Origin of the sequence: Salidesulfovibrio brasiliensis JCM 12178, assembly GCF_001311825.1 — a bacterium.
Classification (GTDB): Bacteria; Desulfobacterota; Desulfovibrionia; order Desulfovibrionales; family Desulfovibrionaceae; genus Pseudodesulfovibrio; species Pseudodesulfovibrio brasiliensis.
On sequence record NZ_BBCB01000134.1, the window covers coordinates 1 to 2,500 of the forward strand.

Genomic DNA, 2,500 nt, shown 5'->3' on the forward strand with positions numbered 1-2,500 from the left:
GAGCGGGCTTTTTTGTGAAGAATATTCTGGCAGCGACCTACTTTCCCACGACTTAAGCCGCAGTATCATCGGCGATGGAGAGCTTGACTTCCGAGTTCGGAATGGGATCGGGTATACCCTCTCCTCCTTGGCCACCAGAAAAATTTATATAGTTTATAGGGAAGAGAGAGGACTATAATTTAGTTAGATAAGACGCACGATCTATTAGTACCGGTTTGCTGAACACATTGCTGTGCGTACACATCCGGCCTATCAACCTTGTAGTCTACAAGGGATCTTTAGGGACAAAGTCCAGGGAGAACTTATCTTGAGGATGGCTTCCCGCTTAGATGCCTTCAGCGGTTATCCGTGCCGAACATAGCTACCCTGCAGTGCCACTGGCGTGACAACAGGAACACCAGAGGTTCGTCCACCCCGGTCCTCTCGTACTAGGGGCAGACCCTCTTCAATTCTCCTACGCCCACAGAGGATAGGGACCAAACTGTCTCACGACGTTTTAAACCCAGCTCGCGTACCACTTTAAACGGCGAACAGCCGTACCCTTGGGACCTGCTCCAGCCCCAGGATGTGATGAGCCGACATCGAGGTGCCAAACAGCGTCGTCGATGTGAACTCTTGGACGCTATCAGCCTGTTATCCCCGGCGTACCTTTTATCCTATGAGCGATGGCCCTTCCATGCGGAACCACCGGATCACTAAGACCAACTTTCGTTCCTGCTCGACATGTCTGTCTCACAGTCAAGCTCCCTTATGCCTTTGCACTCGACGGCTGGTTTCCAATCAGCCTGAGGGAACCTTTGCAAGCCTCCGTTACTCTTTGGGAGGCGACCGCCCCAGTCAAACTACCCACCAGACACTGTCTCCAAGCCGGATTACGGCGTTGGATTAGATACCTAAATCATCAAGGGTGGTATTTCAAGGGTGACTCCACGAACACTGGCGTGCCCGCTTCAAAGTCTCCCACCTATCCTACACATGATAACCCAAATACCAATGTCAAGCTATAGTAAAGGTGCACAGGGTCTTTCCGTCCTTCTGCGGGTACCGGGCATTTTCACCCGGAATTCAATTTCACTGAGTCTCTGGCTGAGACAGTGGGGGGATCGTTACGCCATTCGTGCAGGTCGGAACTTACCCGACAAGGAATTTCGCTACCTTAGGACCGTTATAGTTACGGCCGCCGTTTACCGGGGCTTCGATTTAGAGCTTCGCAAAGCTAACTCCACCTCTTAACCTTCCGGCACCGGGCAGGCGTCAGTCCCTATACATCGTCTTACGACTTAGCAGAGACCTATGTTTTTAGTAAACAGTCGCCCCCCCCGATTCGCTGCGGCTCTCGTGTGCTCAACAAGCAAGTCATATCACACACGGGAGCATCCCTTCTCGCGAACTTACGGGATCATTTTGCCGAGTTCCTTAGCCAGAGTTCTCTCAAGCGCCTTGGTCTGCTCGACCCGCCTACCTGTGTTGGTTTGCGGTACGGTCTGCACATGCTAAACTTAGAAGCTTTTCTAGGCAGCATGGAATCACTGACTTCTGACGGTAAATGTCACGGCATCGCGTCTCGCCTTAAAGAAGAGCGGATTTGCCTACTCTTCAAGCCTACACGCTTGCACCGGGATATCCAACACCCGGATCAGCTATCCTCCTGCGTCCCTCCATCGCACACATGTACAGGTACAGGAATATTAACCTGTTTTCCATCGGCTACGCTTTTCAGCCTCGCCTTAGGGACCGACTTACCCTGGGCAGATTAGCTTTACCCAGGAAACCTTGGGCTTACGGCGAACGGGTTTCTCACCCGTTTTATCGTTACTCATGCCAGCATATTCACTTCTCATTAGTCCAGCAAACTTTACAATTTGCCTTCATCCCATCTGAGAACGCTCCCCTACCGCTCGTCAAAGACGAGCCCGAAGCTTCGGTACCATGCTTAGCCCCGTTACATTTTCGGCGCAGAATCGCTAGGCCAGTGAGCTATTACGCTTTCTTTAAAGGATGGCTGCTTCTAAGCCAACCTCCTGGATGTATCAGCAACTCCACCACCTTTCCCACTTAGCATGGATTTGGAGACCTTAGCTGTCGATCTGGGCTGTTTCCCTCTCGGCCATGGACCTTCGCACCCATAGCCTGACTCCCGAGAAGCATCTAACGGCATTCGGAGTTTGAAAGGGGTTGGTAACCTGGTGAGGCCCCTAGCCCTGTCAGTGCTCTACCTCCGTCAGACTCATTCTCGAGGCTATACCTCAATATATTTCGGGGAGAACCAGCTATCACCGGGTTTGATTGGCCTTTCACCCCTATCCACAAGTCATCCAAATCGTTTTCAACCGATACTGGTTCGGCCCTCCACTCAGTTTTACCTGAGCTTCAGCCTGCTCATGGATAGATCACCCGGCTTCGGGTCTACTCCGCAGTACTCGTCGCCCTATTCAGACTCGCTTTCGCTACGGCTACACTTACGCTTAACCTTGCACTACAGAGTAACTCGCTGGCCCGT

At 52.0% G+C, this 2,500-nt stretch carries 2 rRNA genes (1 of these 2 cut by a window edge); both read right to left on the reverse strand.

From position 1 onward, the window contains the following. Positions 1–24: 24 nt before the first annotated feature. Positions 25–139, reverse strand: a 5S ribosomal RNA gene (rrf, locus tag JCM12178_RS16895). 44 nt (positions 140–183) lie between these two features. Beyond that, positions 184–2,500, reverse strand: a 23S ribosomal RNA gene (locus tag JCM12178_RS16900); it runs 617 nt beyond the window's last position.